The 23,384-nt window shown below is 73.4% G+C and carries 24 protein-coding genes; 10 read left to right on the top strand and 14 right to left on the bottom strand.

Features of this window, described 5'->3' with window-relative positions:
- Positions 1-21: 21 nt before the first annotated feature.
- A complete protein-coding gene (gene hemL, locus ACFVXH_RS12625; RefSeq protein ID WP_375876951.1) occupies positions 22-1,350 on the bottom strand; it encodes a glutamate-1-semialdehyde 2,1-aminomutase in 1,329 nt (442 codons plus the stop codon).
- Positions 1,351-1,789: 439 nt separating this feature from the next.
- On the opposite strand from hemL, the gene ACFVXH_RS12620 reads away from it, so the two are divergent.
- On the top strand, positions 1,790-2,272 hold the full coding sequence (locus tag ACFVXH_RS12620; RefSeq protein ID WP_074004012.1) for a hypothetical protein: 483 nt from the start codon (positions 1,790-1,792) through the stop codon (positions 2,270-2,272).
- Between the two features lie 166 nt (positions 2,273-2,438).
- Here ACFVXH_RS12620 and ACFVXH_RS12615 read toward each other — a convergent pair whose 3' ends face one another.
- The 4 genes from ACFVXH_RS12615 to ACFVXH_RS12600 form a co-directional block, all read right to left on the bottom strand.
- Positions 2,439-2,930 carry a MarR family winged helix-turn-helix transcriptional regulator gene (locus ACFVXH_RS12615; RefSeq protein WP_049650488.1) on the bottom strand — a complete coding sequence of 164 codons (492 nt, stop codon included), beginning with the start codon at positions 2,928-2,930 and terminating at the stop codon, positions 2,439-2,441.
- A gap of 63 nt (positions 2,931-2,993) precedes the next feature.
- On the bottom strand, positions 2,994-4,274 hold the full coding sequence (locus ACFVXH_RS12610; protein ID WP_387822752.1) for a glycosyltransferase family 39 protein: 1,281 nt from the start codon (positions 4,272-4,274) through the stop codon (positions 2,994-2,996).
- Between the two features lie 228 nt (positions 4,275-4,502).
- Positions 4,503-6,176 (bottom strand): RICIN domain-containing protein, encoded by a 1,674-nt coding sequence (locus tag ACFVXH_RS12605; protein WP_234348284.1) that lies wholly within the window; start codon positions 6,174-6,176, stop codon positions 4,503-4,505.
- 243 nt (positions 6,177-6,419) lie between these two features.
- Positions 6,420-6,659: a chaplin gene (locus tag ACFVXH_RS12600; protein WP_049650486.1), complete on the bottom strand. Its 240-nt coding sequence runs from the start codon at positions 6,657-6,659 to the stop codon at positions 6,420-6,422.
- 571 nt (positions 6,660-7,230) lie between these two features.
- Between ACFVXH_RS12600 and ACFVXH_RS12595 the strand changes: the two genes are divergently transcribed.
- The 3 genes from ACFVXH_RS12595 to ACFVXH_RS12585 all read left to right on the top strand — a co-directional run bounded on the left by ACFVXH_RS12595 (position 7,231) and on the right by ACFVXH_RS12585 (position 8,343).
- On the top strand, positions 7,231-7,473 hold the full coding sequence (locus ACFVXH_RS12595) for a chaplin (protein ID WP_049650485.1): 243 nt from the start codon (positions 7,231-7,233) through the stop codon (positions 7,471-7,473).
- 110 nt (positions 7,474-7,583) lie between these two features.
- Positions 7,584-7,853 (top strand): chaplin, encoded by a 270-nt coding sequence (locus ACFVXH_RS12590; protein WP_049650484.1) that lies wholly within the window; start codon positions 7,584-7,586, stop codon positions 7,851-7,853.
- 112 nt (positions 7,854-7,965) lie between these two features.
- Positions 7,966-8,343, top strand: a complete 378-nt coding sequence (locus ACFVXH_RS12585; RefSeq protein WP_147409124.1) for a hypothetical protein — start codon at positions 7,966-7,968, stop codon at positions 8,341-8,343.
- Between the two features lie 93 nt (positions 8,344-8,436).
- Here ACFVXH_RS12585 and ACFVXH_RS12580 read toward each other — a convergent pair whose 3' ends face one another.
- Positions 8,437-9,102: a hypothetical protein gene (locus ACFVXH_RS12580; RefSeq protein WP_049650482.1), complete on the bottom strand. Its 666-nt coding sequence runs from the start codon at positions 9,100-9,102 to the stop codon at positions 8,437-8,439.
- A 298-nt stretch (positions 9,103-9,400) separates the two neighbouring features.
- Between ACFVXH_RS12580 and ACFVXH_RS12575 the strand changes: the two genes are divergently transcribed.
- The 3 genes from ACFVXH_RS12575 to ACFVXH_RS12565 all read left to right on the top strand — a co-directional run bounded on the left by ACFVXH_RS12575 (position 9,401) and on the right by ACFVXH_RS12565 (position 10,635).
- Positions 9,401-9,745 (top strand): hypothetical protein, encoded by a 345-nt coding sequence (locus ACFVXH_RS12575; RefSeq protein ID WP_049650481.1) that lies wholly within the window; start codon positions 9,401-9,403, stop codon positions 9,743-9,745.
- Between the two features lie 84 nt (positions 9,746-9,829).
- A complete protein-coding gene (locus ACFVXH_RS12570; protein WP_074004017.1) occupies positions 9,830-10,174 on the top strand; it encodes a rodlet layer protein in 345 nt (114 codons plus the stop codon).
- A 191-nt stretch (positions 10,175-10,365) separates the two neighbouring features.
- Positions 10,366-10,635 carry a hypothetical protein gene (locus ACFVXH_RS12565; RefSeq protein ID WP_380744907.1) on the top strand — a complete coding sequence of 90 codons (270 nt, stop codon included), beginning with the start codon at positions 10,366-10,368 and terminating at the stop codon, positions 10,633-10,635.
- A gap of 87 nt (positions 10,636-10,722) precedes the next feature.
- Here ACFVXH_RS12565 and hemB read toward each other — a convergent pair whose 3' ends face one another.
- From hemB to ACFVXH_RS12530, 7 genes are all read right to left on the bottom strand, one after another.
- Positions 10,723-11,703 (bottom strand): porphobilinogen synthase, encoded by a 981-nt coding sequence (gene hemB / locus ACFVXH_RS12560; RefSeq protein WP_117488311.1) that lies wholly within the window; start codon positions 11,701-11,703, stop codon positions 10,723-10,725.
- Positions 11,704-11,777: 74 nt separating this feature from the next.
- A complete protein-coding gene (locus ACFVXH_RS12555; protein WP_049650477.1) occupies positions 11,778-13,430 on the bottom strand; it encodes a bifunctional uroporphyrinogen-III C-methyltransferase/uroporphyrinogen-III synthase in 1,653 nt (550 codons plus the stop codon).
- Positions 13,427-14,434, bottom strand: coding sequence for a hydroxymethylbilane synthase (gene hemC, locus ACFVXH_RS12550; RefSeq protein WP_049650476.1), 1,008 nt, complete (start codon positions 14,432-14,434; stop codon positions 13,427-13,429). Before hemC ends, ACFVXH_RS12555 begins: the two co-directional genes overlap by 4 nt.
- 41 nt (positions 14,435-14,475) lie before the next feature.
- The gene (locus tag ACFVXH_RS12545) at positions 14,476-15,816 is read right to left on the bottom strand and encodes a glutamyl-tRNA reductase (protein WP_049650475.1); all 1,341 of its coding nucleotides are present in this window, start codon (positions 15,814-15,816) and stop codon (positions 14,476-14,478) included.
- Between the two features lie 25 nt (positions 15,817-15,841).
- On the bottom strand, positions 15,842-16,738 hold the full coding sequence (locus tag ACFVXH_RS12540; RefSeq protein WP_049650497.1) for a redox-sensing transcriptional repressor Rex: 897 nt from the start codon (positions 16,736-16,738) through the stop codon (positions 15,842-15,844).
- 107 nt (positions 16,739-16,845) lie between these two features.
- Positions 16,846-17,601: an exonuclease domain-containing protein gene (locus tag ACFVXH_RS12535; protein WP_387822740.1), complete on the bottom strand. Its 756-nt coding sequence runs from the start codon at positions 17,599-17,601 to the stop codon at positions 16,846-16,848.
- Between the two features lie 204 nt (positions 17,602-17,805).
- Positions 17,806-18,099 (bottom strand): glutaredoxin family protein, encoded by a 294-nt coding sequence (locus ACFVXH_RS12530; protein WP_049650473.1) that lies wholly within the window; start codon positions 18,097-18,099, stop codon positions 17,806-17,808.
- 102 nt (positions 18,100-18,201) lie between these two features.
- Here ACFVXH_RS12530 and ACFVXH_RS12525 point away from each other — a divergent pair, with 102 nt between their 5' ends.
- The 3 genes from ACFVXH_RS12525 to ACFVXH_RS12515 all read left to right on the top strand — a co-directional run bounded on the left by ACFVXH_RS12525 (position 18,202) and on the right by ACFVXH_RS12515 (position 22,290).
- On the top strand, positions 18,202-19,233 hold the full coding sequence (locus tag ACFVXH_RS12525; RefSeq protein ID WP_074004021.1) for an HAD family phosphatase: 1,032 nt from the start codon (positions 18,202-18,204) through the stop codon (positions 19,231-19,233).
- A gap of 707 nt (positions 19,234-19,940) precedes the next feature.
- A complete protein-coding gene (locus ACFVXH_RS12520; protein WP_049660260.1) occupies positions 19,941-20,714 on the top strand; it encodes an ECF subfamily RNA polymerase sigma factor, BldN family in 774 nt (257 codons plus the stop codon).
- 280 nt (positions 20,715-20,994) lie between these two features.
- Complete coding sequence (locus ACFVXH_RS12515) at positions 20,995-22,290, top strand: DUF5667 domain-containing protein (protein WP_074004022.1); 1,296 nt, start codon at positions 20,995-20,997, stop codon at positions 22,288-22,290.
- Positions 22,291-22,375: 85 nt separating this feature from the next.
- Here ACFVXH_RS12515 and ACFVXH_RS12510 read toward each other — a convergent pair whose 3' ends face one another.
- Positions 22,376-23,383, bottom strand: coding sequence for a lysophospholipid acyltransferase family protein (locus ACFVXH_RS12510; protein ID WP_259316633.1), 1,008 nt, complete (start codon positions 23,381-23,383; stop codon positions 22,376-22,378).
- Between the last annotated feature and the right edge of the window lies 1 nt (position 23,384).

Below are 23,384 nucleotides of genomic sequence, written 5' to 3'. Positions count from 1 at the left end.
TCGGGGTACGGGCCGCGGCGGTCAGGCCGTGGCGGCGGCAGCGGCGCGCGCGGCGGCCGGCAGGGCGGCGGCGATCCGCTCGATCGCCCGCTCGTCGTGGGCCGCCGAGACGAACCAGGACTCGAAGGCGGACGGCGGCAGGTAGACGCCCTCGGCCAGCATCGCGTGGAAGAAGGCGGTGAAACGGTACGCCTCCTGGGTCCTGGCCTCGTCGTAGTCGGTGACCGGGGCCTCGGTGAAGAACACCGAGAACATGTTCCCGGCGGTCTGCAGCCGGTGTGCCACGCCCTCCTTGGCGAGCGCGTCGGCGACCAGGCCGGAGACCTCGGCGGCGACCTTGTCCACCGTCGCGTACGCCTCGTCGGTGCAGCCGCGCAGCTGGGCCAGGCCCGCCGCGGTGGCGACCGGGTTCCCGGACAGGGTGCCCGCTTGGTAGACCGGGCCGGCCGGGGCCAGGTGCGCCATCACGTCGGCGCGGCCGCCGAAGGCCGCGGCCGGGAAGCCGCCGCCCATGACCTTGCCGAAGGTCAGCAGGTCCGGCGCCCAGCCCTCGTGCGCCGCCTCCAGGCCGTACCAGCCGGCCTTGGAGACGCGGAAGCCGGTCATCACCTCGTCGGAGATGAACAGCGCGCCGTTCTCCCGGCAGAGCCGGGCCAGGCCGCCGTTGAAGCCGGGCAGCGGCGGGACGACGCCCATGTTGCCGGGCGAGGCCTCGGTGATCACGCAGGCGATCTCGCCCGGGTGGGCGGCGAACGCCTGCTCGACGGCGGCCAGGTCGTTGTACGGCAGCACGATGGTGTCGCCGGCCTGGGCGCCGGTGACGCCCGGGGTGTCCGGCAGGCCGAAGGTGGCCACGCCGGAACCGGCGGCGGCCAGCAGCGCGTCCACGTGACCGTGGTAGCAGCCGGCGAACTTCACCACCTTCGCGCGGCCGGTGAAGCCGCGGGCCAGCCGGATCGCGGACATGGTGGCCTCGGTGCCGGAGGAGACCAGGCGGACCTGCTCGACCGGGGCGACCCGGGCGACGATCTCCTCGGCCAGCTCGACCTCGCCCTCGCCGGGGGTGCCGAAGGAGGTGCCGCGGGAGACGGCCCGCTGGACGGCGTCGATCACCGCGGGGTGCGCGTGGCCGAGGATCATCGGACCCCACGAGCACACCAGGTCGACGTACTCGCGGCCGTCGGCGTCGGTGAGGTAGGGACCGGTGCCGGACACCATGAAGCGCGGCGTGCCGCCGACCGCGCGGAAGGCGCGCACCGGGGAGTTGACGCCGCCGGGCGTCACCACGGAGGCGCGGTCGAACAGCGACTGGGACTGGGGGGCTTCGTAGGGGTAGCTCACAAAAGACATGGTCTCAAATCGTGTCCTCACGCTCTGCATGTCCGACCCGATCATCTGGAACGATGATCCGGGCACCGTTGTCTGTACGGTTGTCCGTACAGCAGGGGCCGCTGACTTCACCGGACCGGGGACCAGTCAGACTGTGTACACAGAGTGCACAGGACCTCCGGTCTGTGTGCAGGGGTGTGGAGAGGACTGCCGCGTACCGCGAATGGGTACGGCGGCGCATGACGGGTAAGGAGCACGTCCGGTGGGCGCCGGACGTGCGGGGGTCTGTCGATTCCGGCGAATTCCGGTGAGGATGGTCCGAGTGTCCGAGGCGCAGGACGGTTACGACGAGGCCGCGGGGGGCTCCCGCAGGCCCGCCGAGACCGCACGCGGGGGTACGGGAGCAGGTACGGGTCGTGGTCGTCGCGGCGGTGAGAGGCGGGGTGAGGGACGCGTGGGGGTGACCTACAAGTACTTCGGAGCCCCGGACCGCGCGACGGCCGCCAGAGTCCCCACCGCCCTCGGGCCGGGCGGGCTCGGCCTGGAGGCCGGCGAGCTCGGCGCACTGGGCCGCCTCGGCGACCTGATGGAGACCAGCGGCTCCCCCACCGGCCACCTCTCCACCAAGATCAAACCGGAGACGATGAGCGCCATGGTGCTCACCGGCATCCAGGGCGTCCCGCTGCACCAGGTGCCGCCGCTGGAACTGGTGGTGCTGCACCCCGACTACGCCGTCGTCCAGCTCCCCCACAACGTCGTCGAGCCGCTGCGCAAGGCCGACGAGACCGAGCTCGGCGCCGCCGCCTTCATCTGGTCCACCGTGCCGGACCGGCGCGGGCCGCGGGACGCGTTCGTGATCTACAGCATGCTGCACGAGTGGCAGGACTTCGCCAACCGGCTGCACGAGGCCGGGCACCAGCTGTACTGCCTGGTCTGGCCGTAGCACCCCGGGGTCCGGTCCGCCGTTCGAACGCGGGCCGGATCCAGGCTGACCCTTCGAACATTGGTCGCATTCAAGCGAGTTGACGGACGGTCAGTTCTCGCACCCGGTCGACCACGGGACGGTGGCGGCGAGCCCGCGGAAGCGGTCCGGGGCGGGCGGCCGGCGACTATCCCCGGGAGCGGCGGGCGCGGCGGACGGTGCGTTCGACCTCGACGGGCTCCGCGAGGTGGCCGTCCACCAGGTGGGTCAGGGCCGAGAGGAACACCTCGCGCTCGGGCTGCGGCAGCGACTCCAGCAGCTCGCGGTGCACCCGGTCGGCGATCGCGCTGCCCCGCACCACGGCCCGCTCGCCCGCCTCGGTGACCGAGACGATCCGGGCCCGCCGGTCGGTCGCGGACGGGCGGCGCTCGGCCAGGCCCGCCTTCTCCAGCTCGTCGACGGTGACCACCATGGTCGTCTTGTCCAGGTCCGCCAGCTCGGCCAGCTGGATCTGGGTGCGCTCGCCCGCCCGCGCGTGGAACAGCACGCAGTAGGCGCGCGGGGTGATCCCGAGCTCGGTGAAGGCGGCCGCCATCCGGGTGGCCAGCACGTGGCTCGCGTGGTCCATCAGCCCGGAGATGTCGCGGATCTGGCGCACGGGCGGCGGGGTCGTCGTCATACGTCCGAGGTTAGCAACGGCCCGTCTGCTGCCGGATGATCCCGTTGCCAACCAACGCCGGGTCTACGGGATGCCCAACTCGAACAGCGCATAGCCCGCGTACCAGCCCGCCGCGAGGACCGGCATGGCCAGCAGCCCGGCCAGCGAGGAGGTCCGCAGCTTGCGCAGCGCCACCGCCAGGCCGATGCAGAGCGGGAAGGCGGGCAGCAGGTAGCGCGAGATGTTGCCGAAGATCTGGTTGCTGCTCAGCGCGGTGATGATGGTGAGCGCGGTGTAGACCCACAGCACCAGCGGCGGCCGGGTGCGCCAGAGCAGCACCAGCAAGCCGGGCAGGGCGATCAGCAGGGCGATCGCGATCAGGTCCGGGACGGGGTTGGACTGCCAGAAGTCCCAGTGGCCGGTGATCACGTCCATGATCGTGCGCAGGGTGGAGGCGCCGCCGTCGAAGTAGCGGTTCCAGGCGCCCTGCTGGAGCTTGAAGTAGCCGCCCCAGTCGCCCATCTTCCAGCCGACCCAGGCGACGTAGCCGATCAGGCCCCACGGGGTGATCAGCATCGCGGTCAGCGGGCGGGCCACCCCGTCGGTGCGGCGGACCAGCGCGACCAGCGCGGCGATCGAGACGGCGGCGATCAGCGCGGCGGCGGTCGGCCGGTTGAGGCCCGCCACCAGCGCCAGCAGGCCGGCCGCCACCCAGCGGCGGGTCATCACGCAGTAGCAGGCCCAGGCGGACAGCGCGACGAACAGCGAGTCCGAGTAGACCGCCCACTCCACGCCGGAGCCCGGGAACAGGCCCCAGAGCACCGCGGCGATCACGCCCGCCCGGAAGCCGCCCAGCCGCTCGGCGACCGCGAAGATCCCGGCCGCGGCGACCAGCGAGGCGATCACCGAGACGACGATCCCGGAGCCGTACGGGCCGAGCCCGGTGACGGCGCCGACCAGCCGCATCAGCCAGGGGTAGAGCGGGAAGAAGGCGGCCGAGTTCTCGTAGTAGGTGGCCAGCGGGAAGCCGTGCAGCGGGATCAGCTGCGGGTCGTACCCGTTCTCGGCGATCCGCTGGTACCAGATGCCGTCCCAGGTGCCCAGCACGTCCCAGGCGTGGGCGCCGCCGCCGCGGCCCGGCTGCTTCTTCAGGTAGTCGCCGGTGTGCGAGAGCAGCAGCAGGAAGACGCTCAGGCCGATGGCCTTGACCACCGCGTACGCGCCCAGCGCGGGCGCGAAGCGGTCCACCAGTGCCCCGAACCGTCCGGACGCCGGGCCCGTCCGTTCCTCGGGGGCCTCCGCGGGCGCCGCCCCGGGCGCTCCGGGCTGGGTGCTGGACGACTCGGTGCTCGATGCCGTGCTCATCTGGTCTGGGTACTCCCCGCCCCGCTCGTGGTCCGCGCGGCTCCGGCGCAACGATTTTCCCGTGAGCCTACGGCACGACCCCGAACCGACGGCCCCTGGCGCCCTCCGGACCGGCGCGCAGCACCACGCCACCCGTGCCGAGCACCACACCGGCCCGGTCGTGCACGCGGCCGCCGCCGCCCGGGGGGGGGCGGCGGCGGCCGGGGGCCTCAGGACGTGCGGGGCGGATCAGCCGTGGACGTAGACGATGCCGAGCTTGGTGAGCTGCCAGAGCTGGTCGGCGGCGCCGGTGTCGGCGGCGAGTTCGACGTACGGGTTGCCCTTGGCGTCGAGGGTGGCGCCGGCGGCCAGGACCTTGCCCTGGTCCTGGGAGTCGGCGATCTTGTAGCGGCCGTTGCCGGCCGGCTTGAACACCCAGTGCTGGTTGCCGCCGCCGGTGCAGCCCCACTGCTGGATCCGGGTGCCGGGGGCGGTGGAGGCGGCGTTGGCGTCCAGGCACATGTTCCGGTTGCCGCTGAAGTCGAGCTCGTAGCTGCCGCCGGCCTTCGCCTCCAGGACGAAGGACTGGTTGAGCCCGCCGGTGGCCGGATAGGTGATCGCGGCCCGGCCGTTGGTCGAGTCGCCGTAGCTGCCGCCGCCGGTGAGGTCGAGCGCGTTGCCGCTGGCCGCGTTGGTCAGCTGGTACCAGGCGCCGTCCTCGGGGACGTCGCCGAACGGCTGTCCGGGTGTGAGCGGCTGGATCGAGGTGGTGTTCTGCTGGTTGAGGGTGCAGTACGCCTGCGCCAGCTCCGGCCGGGCGTAGAACTGGCCGAGGCAGACGCCCTCGCCGCGGTAGCCGGCCACCCGCAGGTGGTACGACTGGCGGACCATGTTCATGCACAGCCCGGGGATGCCGATCTGCGAGTCGCAGCCGTTGCGCACCCACTCGGAGAGGTTGATGACGTCCCCGTTGGTGTACTCGTACGGGGAGCTCGTCCACTCCGCGCAGACCTCGTGGCCGAAGGCGACCCGCCGCTGGTCGAGGTACCGGACGCCGGGCACCTGCTCGGCCGCGCCGCGCAGCGCGTCGCTGAGCGTCGGCACCACCCAGTTGTGGCCCCAGGCGAGGTCCTCGGGGAAGGCCGGGCAGCCGTCGGCGACCTTGCCGAGGTAGTCGTTGCGCCGGATGTCCGGGGTGATCGGGTTGAAGTACGACTGGTAGACCAGCTGGTACGAGGAGTCGGCGTAGCCGGCCCGGCGCATGGTCTGACGGATGTTCTGGAGCGCCGCGACCACCTTGGGCTGGACGCCCTTGGCGCGCCGGCGGATCTCGTCGCTGCCGATGGTGTCCCGGCAGCCCTGGTCCTTGGGGATCGGGAAGTACTGCGCGAGGCAGTGCATCATGATGCCGCTGAAGTCGAAGTCGTCGTTGGCGCCGATCGTGACGACGACCATCTTGACGTCGTACTTCGCCGCCGTGTCGGCCAGCTTGACGTCCTGCTTGGGCTCGCCGAAGTCGCCGCTGCCGGGGCCGGTGACCTTCGCCAGCTCCGGGTCGCTGACCAGGTCGCCGGTCTGGGCTCCGGAACAGGCGAGGTCGATCGGGGTGACCCCGGGGATGTCGGTGACGAAGATCTCCGACTTGGGGTGGCGGTGGCAGTAGTTGGTGGGACTGTCCGTCTCCGGGAAGTAGCCGTCGTTGGTGTCGGTGCCGGCGCCCTCCCCGGAGATGGCGCTGTCGCCGAGGGCGACGACCGCGGCCGGTCGGGTGGCCGCGGGCGCGGCCGGGGCGGGGTCGGCCAGGGCGGCGGGGGCGCCGGCCAGGCCGAGGGTGGCGAGGAGGGTTCCGGTGGCGAGCAGTGCGGCGCACCGGGAGGACCCGGTGCGCGTCCGCCGCGCCGCCGACCGTGGGGACCTGGTCACACGCGACTCCTTGCGGGGGTGGGGGGCCGCCCGGGCGGGGCGCCGAGCGGCGCGGAGCAAGAGAGGAGCAGGAAAGGTGAGCAGGTCTCGCATTCTAGGTACTGACAAGTAACGCAACAAGGCTTGTGACACCACCGGTAACTGACGGTGCGTCGCCGCCCCGGCACGACGAAGAGCCGCCGCCCCACGCCCCAGGAGGGAAGCGCGGAACGGCGGCTCGCACCGGCCGAACCGGGTGCGGGCTCAGCCCACGTTGGCGCACTTGTTGCCGAAGGCCGGGTTCAGCAGGCCGATGATGTCGATGGTGTTGCCGCAGACGTTGACCGGAACGTGCACCGGGACCTGGATCTGGTTGCCCGAGATGACACCGGGGGAACCGGCGGCAACGCCCTGGGCGCCGGAGCTGGCCATCGCGGTACCGGCGCCGGTGGCAACGATGCCCACCACGGCCGCGCCGACAGCGGCGGTCTTCTTGATGCTCATACGAGCCTCCTGACTGTTCGACAGATATGCACGGGGAGTGCGACATCTAGAACGAGACCCCACCGGACCGGTTGCGACGCTCCCCGCACTGTCACCCATCCGGCCCAACGGCGCCGCGGACCGGGCATTCGGGTGATCGGAGGGTCCGACCGTTTCCCCGCCCGCGGCGCCTCGTTCTCCCTGACGGAACCCGGTCTCCACCGGCCCCTACGCACGAATCGAGTACCGCCCATGCGCAAGCACGCCCACGCCGTCCTCGGCATCGCGGCCACCGGCGGCTCGGTCGGCGCGGCGGGCCTCCCCTACCCGGCGTCCGGCAATCCGTGCCGGAACGCCTGACCGGAATTCCAACCGTCGCGCCTTTGTCCGAAGCCTTTCCCGGCCGTGCGGGAATCGCTTCGCGGGGCACCGCGACACGGCGGCCGCGGCCACGCCCGAGCCATGGGCGGAACACGCCGGTGTGCGCCGCCCGAGTGACAATCACGGAAATCCCTACAGCCTTCGGGTGAGTATTCGTGCTCGCCCGACTCCCGACATTTCCCTTCCGTCGGGCAGAAATCGGAGGAATGACATGCGCAACTTCAAGAAGGCCGCCGTCCTGTCGCTGGCCGCGAGCGGCCTGGTGCTCGGCGCCGCCGGCGGTGCGGTCGCCAGCTCCGGTGCCGAGGGCGTCGCCGCCGGTTCCCCCGGTGTGCTCTCCGGCAACCAGATCCAGATCCCGATCCACATCCCGATCAACCTGTGCGGCAACAGCATCGACATCATCGGCCTGCTGAACCCGGCCTTCGGCAACCAGTGCGCCAACGTCGGCTGAACCCGCGGTCGCCACGTCGGCGATAGCTGATTCACCGAGCCCGTGCCGCGCCCCGCAGCGCCGGGGCGCGGCACGCTCCACCCGTGTGTGATCGAGGAGATCAACCCCCCATGCAGAACATGAAGAAGGCCGCCGTCCTCTCCGCCGCCGCAGCCGGCCTGGTGCTGGGCGCGGCGGGCTCCGCCGCCGCCAGCGCCGGCGCCGAGGGCGTGGCCGCCAACTCCCCCGGTGTCGTCTCGGGCAACCAGATCCAGATCCCGGTGCACGTGCCGATCAACCTGTGCGGCAACAGCATCAACGTCATCGGCCTGCTGAACCCGGCCTTCGGCAACGCCTGCGCCAACGTCGAGGCCGTCCCGCAGCCCGCGGACGACTGCTGATCCCGATCGGCACGCGTACCGGCCGTCCTGCCCCCCGACCAGTCGGCCGGGGGGCAGTTCGGCGTCTCCGGACAACCGTCCGGTACCTCCGATCCACCGAAGGGTGATCACGATGGTTTCGAAGAAGAGCGCGGCCGGCCTGGCCGCCGCCGTGGGTGCCGCGGTGCTGCTCGGCGCCGGTTCGGCGCAGGCCGCCACCGCCCCGGGCGAGGCCCCGGCCGGCCCGGCCAAGCTGACCAAGACCGACCTGGGCCAGGCGCTGGGCGGGACGACCACCGGCCTCGGCTACGGCGTCGCGCCGATCAAGAGCCTGCGGCTGGACCCGTGGGCGAACTCGTCGGCCGACTTCCTCAACAACGGCGCGGCCCTCCAGCCGGACCAGGGCCTGCCCGCGATCGGCACCGGGACGCTCACCGGCCCGCTGAGCGCCGGCGGCGGCGTCAAGGACCTCCCGCTGGTCGGCGGGCTGACCGGCGTCCTGCCGGGCTGAGCGCCCCACCGGGCGCGCGAGAGCCCGGCATCCCGCCGCGCGGCCGGGGTGCCGGGCTCTCGTACCGGATGGGATCCCGGGGTCAGAGCCGGGTCAGAGCTGGGTCAGGTCGGTCAGGCCGGTCTGCCCCACCACGGTGGTGGCGGTCGTGGTGGTGGTCCCGGCCAGGGCGCCCGCCGTGTCGGTGAGGGAGAGCCGGCTGTCGTCGCCGCCGAGGCTGGCCTTGGCCCCGGGGATCACCTGCACCGCGCCGGAGACCAGCCGCGGGTCGATCTCGTCCACCTTCAGCCGGCCGTCGGCGAGCTGGCCGGCGCCGTCCCGGGCGAGCGAGAGCGGCTGCCCGAGGGTGAGCCCGGGGGTCTTGGCGTGGAGCGGGGCGGCCGGGGCGTCCAGCAGCACCTTGCCGAGGTCGGCGCCCTGGTCGACCAGCGGGAGCGGCAGCTCGGCCTTGGCGCTCGGGCCCACCTTGCCGGTGGTCAGCTGGGGGACGATCTGCTCCGGGAGCAGCGCCCCGTCGGAGCTGGTGGTCCGGCCGGGCGCCGGCGGCATGAGCAGCGAGGTCGGGATGCCGGCCGTGAGGCGGCTGCCCAGTGGGGCGAGCGGGATGTCCGCGGGGACCTGCTGGGTGGCCAGCGAGTCCTCCAGGGCGCCCACCTGGTCGGGGCCGATCGGGGCGGCGGCAGAGGCCGCCCCCTGGGAGGCGAGCACACCGGCACCGACCGCCAGCAGCATCACGCCGGCCCGCTTGGAGAACTTCATGCTTTTCACCGTTCTGCTGTCCGTACTGGGGATCACTGGGAGCGGCTGCGGGGGCGCAGCCGGAAAGCGTTCTGCTCAACGAGTGACCGGGAGCTCGGATTGCGGCCGTTAACCGGTTCGGCTTAATAATCCGACCGGATTCCGTTGACCGTCGCGCCTCCGGGACTCTTTTCCAGAATCCCCGTAACCTTCCGTGCCGTCATTCTTTGATCTGAACGTCAGTGACTGCCGACCGGGTCTGAGCGTTCTCAGCGCCGTACGCAAGGAATCCAAAGAGCATTTCAGAGAGGGATCTCCCATGATCCAGAAGTCCTTCGCCGCCGCCGGCCTGGCCGTCGCCGCGCTGGCCGGTGCCGCCGGCCCGGCCTCGGCCATCGGTGACGCGGACGGCGCCGCCGCCTCGATCGAGGGCAACGGCGGCACCAACTTCACGGGCACGGTCGGGAACAACAGCCCGAACTTCCACTTCCTGGACAACCCGAACATCTGCCTGCCGGAGATCCACAACATCGCCGTCGGCGTGCTCGGTGTGGCAGTCCCGGTCGAGGTCCCGATCGCCAACAACGGCGGTCGGCAGTACTGCACCGTCGGCCAGGGCACCCAGAGCCAGGGCGACGGCGGCGTGTCCCACCTGATCGGCTGATCGGTCGCCGCCCTGATCTCCCTGCACCACCCGCTGTTCCACCTTCGAATCGCCCCCCGATTCACCCCGAGAGGAAAACCAGAAATGATCAAGAAGTCCCTCGCCGCCGCCGGCCTGGCCGCCGCCGCCCTCGCGATGTCCGCCGGCTCGGCCTCCGCCATCGTCGACTCGGACGGCGCCGCCACCTCCGTCCAGGGCAACGGCGGCACCAACCACACCGGCACCGCCGGCAACGGCAGCCCGAACAGCCACGTTCTGGACAACCCGAACATCTGCCTGCCGGAGGTCCACAACATCGCGGTCGCCGTCATCGGCATCGCGGTTCCGGTCGAGGTCCCGGTCCTGAACAACCAGCCGAAGCAGATCTGCAACGTCGGCCAGAACACCCAGTCCACGGGCGACGCGGGTGTCTCGCACCTGATCGGCTGATCACGGGGCACGGCACGGTCGGAGGGCCCGGGGAGGAACACCTCCCCGGGCCCTCCGGGCTGTGCGGACGAAGTGTCCGGCCGACCGCCGCAGCGCGGTCCGGCCGGGTGAGCGGCGGGCCGGTCCGGACCGCCGGATGTGAACACGTGTCAGAGCGCCCGCGGGGGCGCTCCCAGAGAGAGGGCAGTTCCATGAAGAGCAAGCTGGCCAAGGCCGCCCTGACCGCCGCCGCCGCACTGGCGCTCGCCGGTGCCGCCACCCCGGCCTTCGCCCACGTGGGCGTCGTCGGCGGCGGCGAGCTCGTCGCCTCCGCCGACCAGCCGTTCCTGGCCGGCGGGGGCTTCGGCCTCGCCCACGCCGGGGACACCGCCGCCGGCGGCTTCGGCGGCGGCGCCGCCACCTCGACCGACCTGGTCGGCGGCGGCGCGGGCTTCGGGCACGCCGGCGACGTGGGCTTCTGAGGCCTGCCGGACACGGCCTAGCGGGAACCGGGAAGGCCGGGCCGCTCCCCCACGGGAGCGGCCCGGCCTTCCGCCGTACAGGGTCCGCTACTTGAGCAGCGCGGCGGCTTCGAGGGCCCAGTAGGTGAGGATCTGCTCGGCGCCCGCGCGGCGGATCGAGGTGAGCGTCTCCATGATCATCCGCTCCCGGTCGATCCAGCCGTTCGCGGCGGCCGCCTCGACCATCGCGTACTCGCCGGACACCTGGTAGGCGGAGACCGGCACCGGGGAGGCGTCGGCGACCTGGCGCAGGATGTCCAGGTAGGCCATGGCCGGCTTGACCATCACCATGTCGGCGCCCTCGGCGAGGTCCTGCTCCAGCTCGCGCAGCGCCTCGCGGGCGTTGGCCGGGTCCTGCTGGTACGACTTGCGGTCGCCCTTGAGCGAGGAGCCGACGGCCTCGCGGAACGGGCCGTAGAAGGCCGAGGCGTACTTGGCGGTGTAGGCGAGGATGCCCACGTCCTGGTGCCCGGCCTCGTCCAGCGCCCGCCGGACCACGGCGATCTGGCCGTCCATCATGCCGGACGGGCCGACCAGGTGGACGCCGGCGTCGGCCTGCACCCGGGCCATCTCGGCGTAGCGCTCCAGGGTGGCGTCGTTGTCGACGCTGCCGTCGGCGGCCAGCACGCCGCAGTGGCCGTGGTCGGTGTACTCGTCCAGGCAGAGGTCCGACATGACCACCAGGGAGTCGCCGACCTCGGAGACCACGTCCCGGATCGCCTGCTGGAGGATGCCGTCCGGGTTGGTGCCCTCGCTGCCGACGGCGTCCTGCACCTCCGGGACGCCGAACAGCATGAGGCCGCCCAGGCCCGCCTCGGCCGCCTCCACCGCGGCCTTGCGCAGGGTGTCCCGGGTGTGCTGGACCACGCCCGGCATCGACGTCACCGGGACGGGCTCGCTGACGCCCTCGCGGACGAACAGCGGCAGGATCAGCTCCGCCGGGTGCAGCCGGGTCTCGGCCACCAGCCGGCGCATCGCCGGGCTCTGGCGCAGCCGGCGGGGGCGAACGTACGGGAATTCAGCGGACACGGCTTCTCTCTCCGAACGGTTGTGCAGTGCCGGGGGCGACGAACGGCCGCCCCCGGCAGCATAGTTAAGAATTCTCAGCGGGCCTTGCGACGCGAGCCGGGGCGGCGCTCGCTGGGCCGGTAGACCGGCTCACCGGCGGCCGTCGCGGTGTCCCGGCGCTTGGCACCGAAGTCCGCCAGCGCCTGGGCCAGCGCGGCCGCCGACGGCGCCGGGGCCATCACGTCGACCCGCAGGCCGTGCTCCTCGGCGGTCTTGGCGGTCGCCGGGCCGATGCAGGCGATGACCGTGACGTTGTGCGGCTTGCCCGCGATGCCGACCAGGTTCCGGACGGTCGAGGACGAGGTGAACAGCACCGCGTCGAAGCCGCCGCCCTTGATCGCCTCGCGGGTCTCGGCCGGCGGCGGCGAGGCGCGCACCGTCCGGTACGCCGTCACGTCGTCGACCTCCCAGCCCAGCTCGACCAGGCCGGCCACCAGGGTCTCGGTGGCGATGTCGGCGCGCGGCAGCAGCACCCGGTCGATCGGGTCGAAGACCGGGTCGTACGGCGGCCAGTCCTCCAGCAGCCCGGCCGCGGACTGCTCGCCGGAGGGCACCAGGTCCGGCTTCACGCCGAAGTCCACCAGGGCCTGCGCGGTGGTCTCGCCGACCGCCGCGACCTTGATCCCGGCGAACGCGCGGGCGTCCAGGCCGTACTCCTCGAACTTCTCCCGGACGGCGCGCACCGCGTTCACCGAGGTGAAGGCGATCCACTCGTAGCGGCCGGTGACCAGGCCCTTGATGGCCCGCTCCATCTGCTGCGGGGTGCGCGGCGGCTCGACCGCGATGGTCGGCACCTCCTGCGGCACCGCGCCGTACGAGCGCAGCTGCTCGGACAGGCCGGTGGCCTGCTCCTTGGTGCGCGGCACGAGGACGTTCCAGCCGAACAGCGGCTTGGTCTCGAACCACGAGTGCGAGGCCCGGTGGGCCACCTGCTCGCCCACCACGGCTATCACCGAGGTGGCCGGGTCGACCGGGGCGGAGACCGGCGAGGGCAGCACCCGGGCGGCCTTCAGGTCAGCCGCGATCCCGGACAGCGAGGAGGTGAAGGTCCGCTGGCGGGTGGTGGTGCCGGAGAGCGTGGCGCTCAGCGCCGACTCCGGTTTGCGGCCGCCCGCGACCAGCGCGGCGGCGGTGGCCGGCAGCTGGCCCAGGGTGGTGCGGACCACCAGGGTGGTCTCCGGCGCGCCCAGGTCGACCGGGCTGCCGGCCAGCAGCGCGGCGCCGTCCACGAAGCGCACGTCGGTGCCGGAACCGGCGCGCAGCGGGACACCCGCGTACGCCGGGACGCCGACCGACTGGGCGACGCCCGGGATCACCTCGAACGGGATCCCGTCGCCCGCGCAGCTGAGCATCTCCTCGGCGGCGCAGCCGTCCAGGCCGGGGTCGCCGTCGACGGTGCGCACCACGTGCTTGCCGGAGCGGACGGCCTCGGCGACCACCTTGGCCAGGTCGAAGTCGGCGCCCTCGGCGGCGGGGGCGTGCACCTGCACGCCGGCCGGACAGTGGCTGCGCACGGCGGCGGCGGTCAGCGGGTCGGCGACCAGCACGTCGGCGGTGGACAGCACCTCGACCGCGCGCAGGGTCAGCAGCCCCGGGTCCCCGGGGCCCGCGCCCAGGAAGGTGCACCGTCCGGTGGCGGGCTGTCCCGCCGGGAACAGGGCGTCGGTGGCGGCGGTGGTGGGGCTCATCGGGCTCGCTCCCCCATCAGGGCGGCCGCGCCCGCGGCGAGCAGCCGGTCAGCCAGCGTGCGGCCGAGGGCCGCCGCCCGCTGCTCGGCGGTCTCGTCGAGGACGATCGGACCGTTGGCGGACATCTTCAGCAGGGCGGTTCCGTCGGGGTCGCCGACCACGCCGTCCAGCCGCAGCTCGTTCTCCCGGCCCCAGGTGGCCAGCGCGGCCACCGGTGCCGAGCAGCCGGCCTCCAGGGTGGCCAGCAGGGCGCGCTCGGCGGCCACGGCGACCCGGGTGGGGGCGTGGTCCAGCGCGGCGAGCGCGGCGGTCAGCTCCTCGTCGGCGGTGGTGCACTCGATCGCGAGCGCACCCTGGCCGGGGGCCGGGATCATCACCTCGGTGTCGAGGTGCTGGGATATCTCGGCGCTGCGGCCGAGCCGGTTCAGGCCGGCCGTGGCCAGCACCACCGCGTCCAGCTCGCCGCTGGTCACGAAGCCGATCCGGGTGTCCACGTTGCCGCGGATCGCGACGGTCTCCAGCTGGGCGCCGCGGGCCCTGGCCCAGGCGTTCAGCTGCGCCATCCGGCGCGGCGAACCGGTGCCGATCCGGGCCGGGCGGCCGGCGCCGGCGAGCTTCTCGACCAGCTCCTCCAGGGCCAGGCCCTCGGCGGCGACCAGGGCGTCCCGGACGTCCTCGCGCTCGGGGACGGCGGCCAGCGCCAGGCCCTCGGGGGCGGCGGTGGGCAGGTCCTTGAGCGAGTGCACGGCGAAGTCGATCCGGCCCTCCAGCAGCGCGTCGCGCAGCGCGGAGACGAACACGCCGGTGCCGCCGATCTGGGCCAGCGACTCCCGGGAGGTGTCGCCGTACGTGGTGATCTCGACCAGCTCGACGGGGCGCCCGGTGACCCTGGTCACCTCGCGGGCCACCATGCCCGACTGCGCCATGGCGAGGGCGCTGCGCCGGGTGCCGAGCCGCAGGGCCGCGGTGGCCGAGGGCTGCTCCGTGATCGGTTGACCATTCATGAGGTGATCGTCCCGGTGGTACTCGTGGGATGGCTGACGGTTCATCTGGTGCCCCCGGCCGAGGGCTGGGGCGCGCCGCCGACGGGCGTGCCCGACACGGCGTGCACGGCCGCCGGGTCGAGGTCGAACAGTTCCCGCAGCGCCTCCGCGTAGGAGGCGCCGCCGGGCTCGGCGGCCAGCTGCTTCACCCGGACGGTCGGGGCGTGCAGCAGCTTGTCGACGACGCGGCGGACGGTCTGGGTGATCTCGGCGCGCGAACGCTCGTCCAGGTCGGGCAGCCGGGAGTCCAGCCGGCCGAGCTCGGCGGCGACCACGTCGGAGGCCATCGAGCGCAGCGCGACCACGGTCGGCGCGATCCGGGCGGCCCGCTGGGCGGCGCCGAAGGCCGACACCTCGTCGGAGACGATCCGGGTCACCTGGTCGACGTCGCCGGCGCCGGGGCTGGCGGCGTGCGCGTGGGAGAGGCTCTCCAGGTCCACCAGCAGGGCGCCGGGCAGCTCGTGCACGGCGTGGTCGACGTCGCGCGGCATGGCCAGGTCCAGCAGGGCGAGCGGCTCGGGGGACCTGCGGGAGGCGACGGCGGCGGCCACGTCCTCGGCCCGGACCACCACACCGGCCGCGCCGGTGCAGGAGATCACCAGGTCCACGTCGGCGAGCGCCTCCGGCACCTTGGCGAGGTCCAGCACCCGGGCCACGTCCGGGCCGAGGATCTCGACCAGCCGCTCGGCCCGGGCCGGGGTCCGGTTGGCGATCAGCAGGTCGGTCACGCCGGAGCGGACCAGGGTGGCGGCGGCCAGCGAGCTCATCGAGCCGGCGCCGACCACCAGCGCGCGCTTGCCGGCGATCTCGCCCGCGCCCGCCGCGACCTGCTCCAGGCCGAAGGTGACCAGCGACTGGCCGGCCTTGTCGATGCCGGTCTCGCTGTGCGCCCGCTTGCCGACCCGCAGCGCCTGCTGGAACAGCTCGTTCAGGCCGCGCCCGGCGGTGTGCTCCTCCTGGGCCTTGGCCAGCGCGTCGCGCAGCTGGCCGAGGATCTGGCCCTCGCCGACGACCATCGAGTCCAGGCCGCAGGCCACCGAGAAGAGGTGGTGGACGGCGCGGTCCTCGTAGTGGACGTACAGGTGGGAGGTCAGCTCCTCCAGGTCCACCCCGCTGTGGTGGGCCAGCAGCAGCGACAGCTCGGCGACGCCGGCGTGGAACTTGTCCACGTCCGCGTACAGCTCGATCCGGTTGCAGGTGTTCAGCAGCGCGGCCTCGCCGACCGTCGCGGTGGCGGCCGCGTCGTGCAGCAGCCGGGTCGGCACGTCACCGGTCAGCGCGGCGCGCTCCAGTACCCCGACCGGGGCCGTGCGATGGCTCAGCCCTACGACGAGAAGGCTCATGCCCGCCCCCCACAGCTCTCGGTGTTCATGCGGGCATCACCGCGGAGAGATCCCCGTCGCCGCCCTTGGCGGACTTTCCCTTGGCCTGCTCGGCCTGGTCCTTGGCCGCCGGCTCGGCGGCGCCCCGGCCCTTGCCGCTGCCGCCGGCCGCGCGGCGCAGCTTGGCGGCGGCCGCCCGGACCGGACCGGGGGCGCGGTCCAGCACCGACTCGGCGCGGTCGTCCGGCTCCTCGCCGGCCTTGCGCTGCTCGTGGAAGGCCAGGATCTGGAGCTCGATGGAGAGGTCCACCTTGCGCACGTCCACGCCGTCCGGGACGGACAGCACGGTCGGGGCGAAGTTCAGGATGCTGGTGACGCCGGCCTCCACCAGCCGGTCGCACACCTGCTGGGCGGCGCCGGGCGGGGTGGTGATCACGCCGATGGAGACGTGCTGGCTCTCGACGATCGACTCCAGCTCGTCCATGTGCCGCACCGGCAGCCCGGCCGCGGTGGAACCGACCACGTGGGGATCGGCGTCCAACAGGGCGGCCACCCGGAAGCCTCGGGAGGCGAACCCGCCGTAGTTGGCGAGCGCGTGGCCGAGGTTCCCGATGCCGACGATGACGACCGGCCAGTCCTGGGTCAGGCCGAGCTCGCGGGAGATCTGGTAGACGAGGTACTCGACGTCGTAGCCGACGCCGCGGGTGCCGTAGGAGCCGAGGTAGGAGAAGTCCTTGCGCAGCTTGGCCGAGTTCACGCCGGCGGCGGCGGCCAGCTCTTCGGAGGAGACGGTCGGCACCGAGCGCTCGGAGAGCGCGGTGAGGGCCCGCAGATAGAGGGGCAGGCGGGCGACCGTCGCCTCCGGGATGCCCCGGGCACGCGAGGGTCGGCGCGCGGCGCCCTGGTCGGGCGTCTGCGAACTGCTCTGTGGTGATCGGCCGATTGCCACGGTGCTCCTGTGGGTGAAGCTGGGCTTAGGCAGCCAGGCTATGTGTTTGTGAACGTGTGCACAAAGATGGTGTCCGTTTTGTCCCCGCACAGTGATGCGCATCACGCCATCGAACGCATAGCACCGGCCTGGGTCAGCACGACCTCCGGGGCCTGGGAATCGGGCAGCCACGGGCCGTACGACGCCTCCCGGCGCAGCAGCGGGACGGCGGCGCCGGACGGGCGGGAGCGGGCCCGGCCGAGCCGGGGCCAGGGCAGCCGGGCGGCCTCCCGCAGCGGGCCGGTCCAGTCGTCCGACGGACAGGACGGGGCGTCCAGGCAGTACCGCAGCAGCTCGGCGGTCACCCGGGCGTCGCCCAGCGCGGTGTGCGCCGGGTACCAGCCGAGGTCCGCCGCCTCCACGCAGGCCGCCAGGCCGTGGCTCCGGGCCTCCGGCAGGTGGGCGCGGGCCAGCCGCATCGTGCACAGCAGCGGGACGGGCGGCAGCGGCACCCCGATCCGGGCGAACTCGCGATCCAGGAACGCGTGGTCGCAGCTGACGTGGTGACCGACCAGCACCCGGCCGGCCAGCAGCTCCAGCAGCCACGGGGCGATCTCGCGGAAGCGCGGGGCGCCCTCGACGTCGCACTGGCGTATCCGGTGCACATGGGTCGGGCCGACCGGGCCCAGCGGGTCCAGCAGGGTGGCGAACTCCCCCTCGGGGCGGAGCCGCTCGTCGAGCAGCACCACCGCGACCTCGACCACCCGGTGCCGCCACGGGCTGCGGCCGGTCGCCTCCACGTCCACCACGGCGAAGCCCCGGGGGGCCGTCCGGAACTCCGGGGCTCCGGGGGCCCCAGGGACAGGACCGGGAAGCATGGCGCACTCCTCGTGTGCTCAGCCCCCCACGGGCGCAAACGCGTTCGATCGTAAGCCGACCAACCCGCCCCGTCCCAAGCCGGAACGGAGTGTCTTTGGCAACGATTCGGCGAACCGCCCCCGCCGATCGGCGGGGGCCGGTGCGCGGACGAACGCGCGGTCAGACCCCGCTCAGCCGCCGCCCGGCCGCGCCCGGCCGCACACTCAGCCGCCGAGGGCGGTGCGCAGCCGGCGCTCGTCGACCCGCCAGAAGTCGTGCTGGCGACCGTCGATCAGGGTGACCGGAATCTGCTCCCAGTAACGGCGGTACAGCTCCTCGTCCCGGGTGATGTCCCGCTCCTCGAAGGACGCGCCCAACTCCCCCGTCACCCGGAGGATCACCTCGCGGGCCTCGTCGCACAGGTGGCAGCCGGGCTTGCCGACCAGGGTCACGGTCCGGCCCGCGGGCTCGGGGCTCTTACGTCGCAGCAGTGGGCTCACCACCCCATTCTCCGCCATGGCGCCCACCCGCCCCCGGGGCCCGCGCCCGGTGGAGCTGTTCACCCCGCGGGCACGGCTGCGTCACGGCCACCGGGCGCCCGGCTGGCTATCCTCGATGACATGGCCGTGCTCAGAAGGCTCACCCAGGCAAGGCGTTCCAGCAGCGAGCGGAGCGCCCTGGCCGGCGAAGCCGCGGCCGAGGCGGCCGAGGCCGCGCTGCGGGCCGAGCCGGCACCCGACGCCGGGCCCCGGGACACCGCCGGACCAGGGGGCAGCACCGGCCCCGGGGACGCCGCCGGGCCGGACGCACCGGCCGCGGCCAAGCCCGGACGGACCCCCAAGGCCCCCGCCGAGAACCACACCCCGGACCCGGACGACCCCCGCGCCGCCGCCTTCTTCGACTGCGACAACACCATCCTGCGCGGCGCCGCGATCTTCTACCTCGGCGTCGGCCTCTACCGCCGCGGCTTCCTCACCCGCCGCGACATCGCCCGCTTCGCCTGGCAGCAGGCCTGGTTCCGGCTGCACGGCACCGAGGACCCGGACCACATCTCGGACGCCAAGCAGTCCGCCCTCGGCATCGTGGCCGGCAAGCCCACCGCCGACCTGGAGGCGATCTGCGAGGAGATCTTCGAGGAGGTCGTGGCGGACAAGATCTGGCCGGGCACCCGCGCCCTGGTCCAGATGCACCTGGACGCCGGCCAACGGGTCTGGCTGGTCACCGCCGCCCCGCTGGAGGTGGCCCGGATCATCGCCCGGCGGCTCGGCATGACCGGCGCGCTGGGCACCGTCGCCGAGGCCAGGGACGGCCGCTACACCGGCCGACTGGTCGGCGACCTGCTGCACGGCCCGGCCAAGGCCGCCGCCGTCCGGGCCCTGGCCCGGCGCGAGCGCCTCGACCTCGACCGCTGCGCCGCCTACAGCGACTCGGCCAACGACATCCCGATGCTCTCGCTGGTCGGCCACCCGTACGTGGTGAACCCGGACGGCGCGCTGCGGCGCCACGCCCGGGCCCAGGGCTGGCGGGTGCGGGACTTCCGGACCGGGCGCAAGGCGGCCCGGGTGGGGCTGCCGGCGGCGGCCGCGCTCGGGGTGCTGGCCGGCGCGGCGGCGGCCGGGGTGGCGCTGAACCGGCGCCGCCACCGGGCCTGAACCACCCGCCCGAACCCCGGCCCGGAACCCCGGCCCCGAGCCTCGTGCCGGACGGCCGTCCGGGCCGCCGGAGGCTTTCCGGAAGCTTTCCGGAGACTCTCCGAGGCGCTCCGGGGCTCTCCGGGGCCGTTCGGAGGCCGCCCGGTCGGGCTCGCCCCGGCGGGTGAGCGGTCGTCAACAAGGCCTCTGACCTGGCCCCTCTTACGGGCGAACTCCCCGCCGTCACACGGCAGTCCGCGTCACCTGCTCGAACCTGTCGCCCGGTGACCGGTTCTGATCGTTCGCCAGGCCGGGAAAGTCAGGGGTTGCCGAGCCCCAAGGCTGGGAAACCGCCCCCCAGGCCGCCAAATTGGTCACCCTGAGCGCCCGTTCGATCACGTTAAGCCGGATGAACGATGACAGCTCCGGTCAATGTCAGCCGAACATGCGCAACAAATGGATCCCAAACGACCACTTCGACCACACGGTGTAGCTGTCATTGCACAAAGCGTTATTCTCTCCTGGATGCACGTCACCACGCGTCCCGCTCGAACGGACGCTTCGGGGAGTGCTCTCCGCGCAGGCGGAGGTGATCCGTCCACAGTTCTGCCTCTGGGAGTCCCGTGTACCCACCCGTCCGGAACGACGCGCCTGCACCCTCCCGCCCGTCGTCCGCGCCCCTGCGTCCCCGCACCGGCCTCCGCGACCGGCCGACCGCCGAGCGGCAGATCTCCACGGGCCTGACCCTGTTGCGCACCCTGCTCCGCAGCCAGTTCGCCGCCACGCCCCAACTCGCGCTCGCCGGCGGACCGTTCGTCCAGCCGCAGCCGCAGCCGCCCGGCCTGGCACTGCGCACCACCGCCGCCGGCTCGACCGGCACCGGCTCGCGCGGCCGCACCGGCAGCGCCGGCCGGGGCCGCGCCCGGACCGCGCCCAGCCCCGGCTACGAGACCGAGCACAACCCGGTCATGGAGCTGGTCGAACGGGCCCAGGCCGGCGAGAGCGAGGCCTTCGGCCGGCTCTACGACCACTACGCGGACACCGTCTACCGCTACATCTACTACCGGGTCGGCAGCCGGGCCACCGCCGAGGACCTCACCAGCGAGACCTTCCTGCGCGCCCTGCGCCGGATCGGCACCTTCACCTGGCAGGGCCGGGACTTCGGCGCCTGGCTGGTCACCATCGCCCGCAACCTGGTCGCCGACCACTTCAAGTCCAGCCGCTTCCGGCTGGAGGTCACCACCGGCGAGATGCTCGACTCCAACGAGTGCGAGCGCAGCCCCGAGGAGTCGGTGCTGGAGTCGCTCTCCAACGCCGCCCTGCTGGACGCGGTGCGCCGGCTCAACCCGCAGCAGCAGGAGTGCGTCACCCTGCGCTTCCTGCAGGGGCTGTCGGTGGCCGAGACGGCCCGGATCATGGGCAAGAACGAGGGCGCCATCAAGACCCTCCAGTACCGCGCCGTCCGCACCCTGGCCCGGCTGCTCCCGCCCGACGCGCGATGAGCCGCGCCGAGGACGGCACCGGCTCCGTGCGGTCCGGCACCGTACGGTCCGGCCGGCCGTCATCGTTCGCGCCCGGCCGACACGTCAGGGTGAACGGTAGGTCCGATGATCTGCCGTGCGTAACCGACCGCCCGCACCGCTCGTTGGCCAACGTGCAAGCCCCCACCAGGCGTACGGTCAAGTCGAATTGCGGCCTATCACCCGATGGAGTGGCTTTGGCCAGCCGGGGCAACCGTCCGGCGGGCCGGGCTGTCGACAACGACGAAGGGAGGTGTGGCCCGTGACGGCAAACGTGCTTGAGCACCGGCGGGCGAAGGCCTTCGCCGAGGCGCTGGAGGCCCACCAGGCGGAGCAACGCGCTGCGGCCAACGCCGAATCGGACAACACCGCTGCCACCGGCGCGGGTTCGGCCGCGATGGCCGGGCTGGTCGGACTGGCCGACGCACTGGGGGCACTGCCCGGGCCGGTGCTGGACCGGGAGGTCCATACGGTCCAACGCGCCCAGCTGATGGCCGCGTTCGAGCAGGCCTTCGCCGGCGGGACGGGCACCCCGGTGCCCCGCCAGCGCCGCCACCGGGCGATCCGGACGGCGCCGCGCGGCCGCTGGAGCCGCCGGTTCGCGATCGGCGGGCTGGTCGCCGGGCTCGCCGTAGGCAGCCTGGCCGGCGTCGCCGCGGCCAGCTCCAACGCCCTCCCCGGGGACAGCCTGTACGGCCTCAAACGCGGCTTGGAAGGTCTCCGGCTCGACTTCGCGGGCTCCGACTCCGAACGCGGCGAGATGCTGCTCGACAACGCGGCCACCCGGCTCGGCGAGGCCAAGACCCTGGTCGGCCGCACCGACCAGGCCGGCGCGCTCAGCCCGGCCACCGTCGAACAGGTCCGCCGCGCCCTGGACGACATGCACGCCGACGCCCTCAAGGGCCGCGAGCTGCTGCGCTCGGTCTACCGCAGCAACGGCTCGCTCGACCCGATGCGGGCCCTGGCGGGCTTCGCCCACGACGAGGACGGCCGGTGGAGCGAGCTGCAGGGCCGACTGCCCGTCCAGCTCACCCAGCAGGCCGACCTGGTGAACCGGCTCTTCGACGACATAAGCGAGGACGTCGCGCCCCTGCGCCTGGTCCTGCCCCCCGCTCAGAGCGGTGGCGCGGCCGGCGACGGAGCGGGCGACGGTTCGTCCCACTCGACCGGTGGTTCCCCGGCCGGCTCCCCGGCGGCCGGCTCCGGCACCTCGGCCGGCACCGACCAGGCCCCGGGCTCCGGCGCCGCCGGCAACCGCCCCGGCGCCACCGAGCACGCCCCGGCCTACCCCGGCGCCGGTGCCTCCGGCAACGGCGGCAAGGGCGGTGTCCTGCCGGACACCCTGCCCAGCAGCGCCCCCGACGCCGTCAACGGCCTGGTCGGCGGTCTCACCAGCGGGCTCACCGGCACCAAGCCCTCGCCGAGCGCCGACGCGGCCCCGGCGCAGGGACCGCAGCAGGCCTCGCCCAGCGCCCCGAACGCGGCCCAGCCGCAGGGCGTCGAGGTTCCCCCGCTGCTTCCGGACCTGCTGCCCGGGCTGCGCATCCTGGGCGGCTGACAGCAGGGCGGTGGGGGCCCGGCGGAGTGCGATATCCGCCGGGCCCTCGCCGTCCCCAGGGAACCCCGGGAACCCCCGGGTTCTCCTAGAAGAACACCGAACGCCGCTGCACCAGCAGCTCGTAGAGGGTGTGCTGGATGGTCTCGCGCACCTCGTCGGCCAGGTCGAAGACCAGCATCGGGTCGTCCGCCGCCTCCGCCGGGTAGGTGTCGGTGGCGATCGGCTCGCCGAAGCGGATCGTCCACTTGGTCGGCAGCGGCAGCGCCCCGAGCGGGCCCAGCCACGGGAAGGTCGGGGTGATCGGCACGTACGGCAGGCCCAGCAGCCGGGCCAGCGTCTTCACGTTGCCGATCATCGGGTAGGTCTCCTCCGCCCCGACGATCGAGCAGGGCACGATCGGCACCCGCGCCCGCAGTGCCGAGGAGACGAAGCCGCCGCGGCCGAACCGCTGGAGCTTGTAGCGCTCGGAGAACGGCTTGCCGATGCCCTTGAAGCCCTCCGGCCAGACCCCGACCAGTTCGCCGCGCTCCAGCAGGGCCTGGGCGTCCTCGTTGCAGGCCAGGGTGTGGCCGGCCTTGCGGGCCAGCTCGTTGATGCCGGGCAGCACGAAGACCAGGTCCGCGGCGAGCATCCGCAGGTGCCGCCGGGCGGGGTGGTGGTCGTGGACGGCCACCTGGGTCATCAGGGCGTCGAGCGGGATCGTCCCGGAGTGGTTGGCGACGATCAGCGCACCGCCCTCGGCCGGGATGTGCTCCGCGCCCTGGACGTCGATCCGGAAGTACTTCTCGGCCAGCGGGCGCAGCAGCGAGAGCAGCACCTCCTCGGTGAGCTCCCGGTCGAAGCCGAACTCGTCCACCTCGTAGTCGCCGGTCACCCGGCGGCGCAGGAAGGCCAGCCGCTCGGCGGCGCGGCCCTCCCAGCCCTTGCCGAACAGCCGGGTGGCGGCCGGGCCGAGCGGGCCGGCCAGCGCCCCGCCGACGGCCTCGGCGAGCCGGTCGGCCGGATTCGGCCCCTCGGGCGACGTCCAGCTGGGGGCCGTCTCGATCGGGATGACCTTGGCCTCGCCCGGCGCGTTCTCGGCTGCGGCACTCATC

The organism is Kitasatospora sp. NPDC058184 (genome assembly GCF_042883725.1).
GTDB lineage: Bacteria > Actinomycetota > Actinomycetes > Streptomycetales > Streptomycetaceae > Kitasatospora.
This window is presented reverse-complemented; position numbering and strand designations above follow the sequence as displayed.

Excerpts from the sequence above, each read along its gene's own strand:
- hemL (WP_375876951.1), bottom strand. The coding sequence starts at position 1,350 with ATGTCTTTTGTGAGCTACCCCTACGAAGCCCCCCAGTCCCAGTCGCTG.
- ACFVXH_RS12615 (WP_049650488.1), bottom strand. The coding sequence starts at position 2,930 with ATGACGACGACCCCGCCGCCCGTGCGCCAGATCCGCGACATCTCCGGG.
- ACFVXH_RS12610 (WP_387822752.1), bottom strand. The coding sequence starts at position 4,274 with ATGAGCACGGCATCGAGCACCGAGTCGTCCAGCACCCAGCCCGGAGCG.
- ACFVXH_RS12600 (WP_049650486.1), bottom strand. The coding sequence starts at position 6,659 with ATGAGCATCAAGAAGACCGCCGCTGTCGGCGCGGCCGTGGTGGGCATC.
- ACFVXH_RS12595 (WP_049650485.1), top strand. The coding sequence starts at position 7,231 with ATGCGCAACTTCAAGAAGGCCGCCGTCCTGTCGCTGGCCGCGAGCGGC.
- ACFVXH_RS12590 (WP_049650484.1), top strand. The coding sequence starts at position 7,584 with ATGCAGAACATGAAGAAGGCCGCCGTCCTCTCCGCCGCCGCAGCCGGC.
- ACFVXH_RS12585 (WP_147409124.1), top strand. The coding sequence starts at position 7,966 with ATGGTTTCGAAGAAGAGCGCGGCCGGCCTGGCCGCCGCCGTGGGTGCC.
- ACFVXH_RS12580 (WP_049650482.1), bottom strand. The coding sequence starts at position 9,102 with ATGAAGTTCTCCAAGCGGGCCGGCGTGATGCTGCTGGCGGTCGGTGCC.
- ACFVXH_RS12575 (WP_049650481.1), top strand. The coding sequence starts at position 9,401 with ATGATCCAGAAGTCCTTCGCCGCCGCCGGCCTGGCCGTCGCCGCGCTG.
- ACFVXH_RS12570 (WP_074004017.1), top strand. The coding sequence starts at position 9,830 with ATGATCAAGAAGTCCCTCGCCGCCGCCGGCCTGGCCGCCGCCGCCCTC.
- ACFVXH_RS12565 (WP_380744907.1), top strand. The coding sequence starts at position 10,366 with ATGAAGAGCAAGCTGGCCAAGGCCGCCCTGACCGCCGCCGCCGCACTG.
- ACFVXH_RS12555 (WP_049650477.1), bottom strand. The coding sequence starts at position 13,430 with ATGAGCCCCACCACCGCCGCCACCGACGCCCTGTTCCCGGCGGGACAG.
- hemC (WP_049650476.1), bottom strand. The coding sequence starts at position 14,434 with ATGAATGGTCAACCGATCACGGAGCAGCCCTCGGCCACCGCGGCCCTG.
- ACFVXH_RS12545 (WP_049650475.1), bottom strand. The coding sequence starts at position 15,816 with ATGAGCCTTCTCGTCGTAGGGCTGAGCCATCGCACGGCCCCGGTCGGG.
- ACFVXH_RS12535 (WP_387822740.1), bottom strand. The coding sequence starts at position 17,601 with ATGCTTCCCGGTCCTGTCCCTGGGGCCCCCGGAGCCCCGGAGTTCCGG.
- ACFVXH_RS12530 (WP_049650473.1), bottom strand. The coding sequence starts at position 18,099 with ATGGCGGAGAATGGGGTGGTGAGCCCACTGCTGCGACGTAAGAGCCCC.
- ACFVXH_RS12525 (WP_074004021.1), top strand. The coding sequence starts at position 18,202 with ATGGCCGTGCTCAGAAGGCTCACCCAGGCAAGGCGTTCCAGCAGCGAG.
- ACFVXH_RS12510 (WP_259316633.1), bottom strand. The coding sequence starts at position 23,383 with ATGAGTGCCGCAGCCGAGAACGCGCCGGGCGAGGCCAAGGTCATCCCG.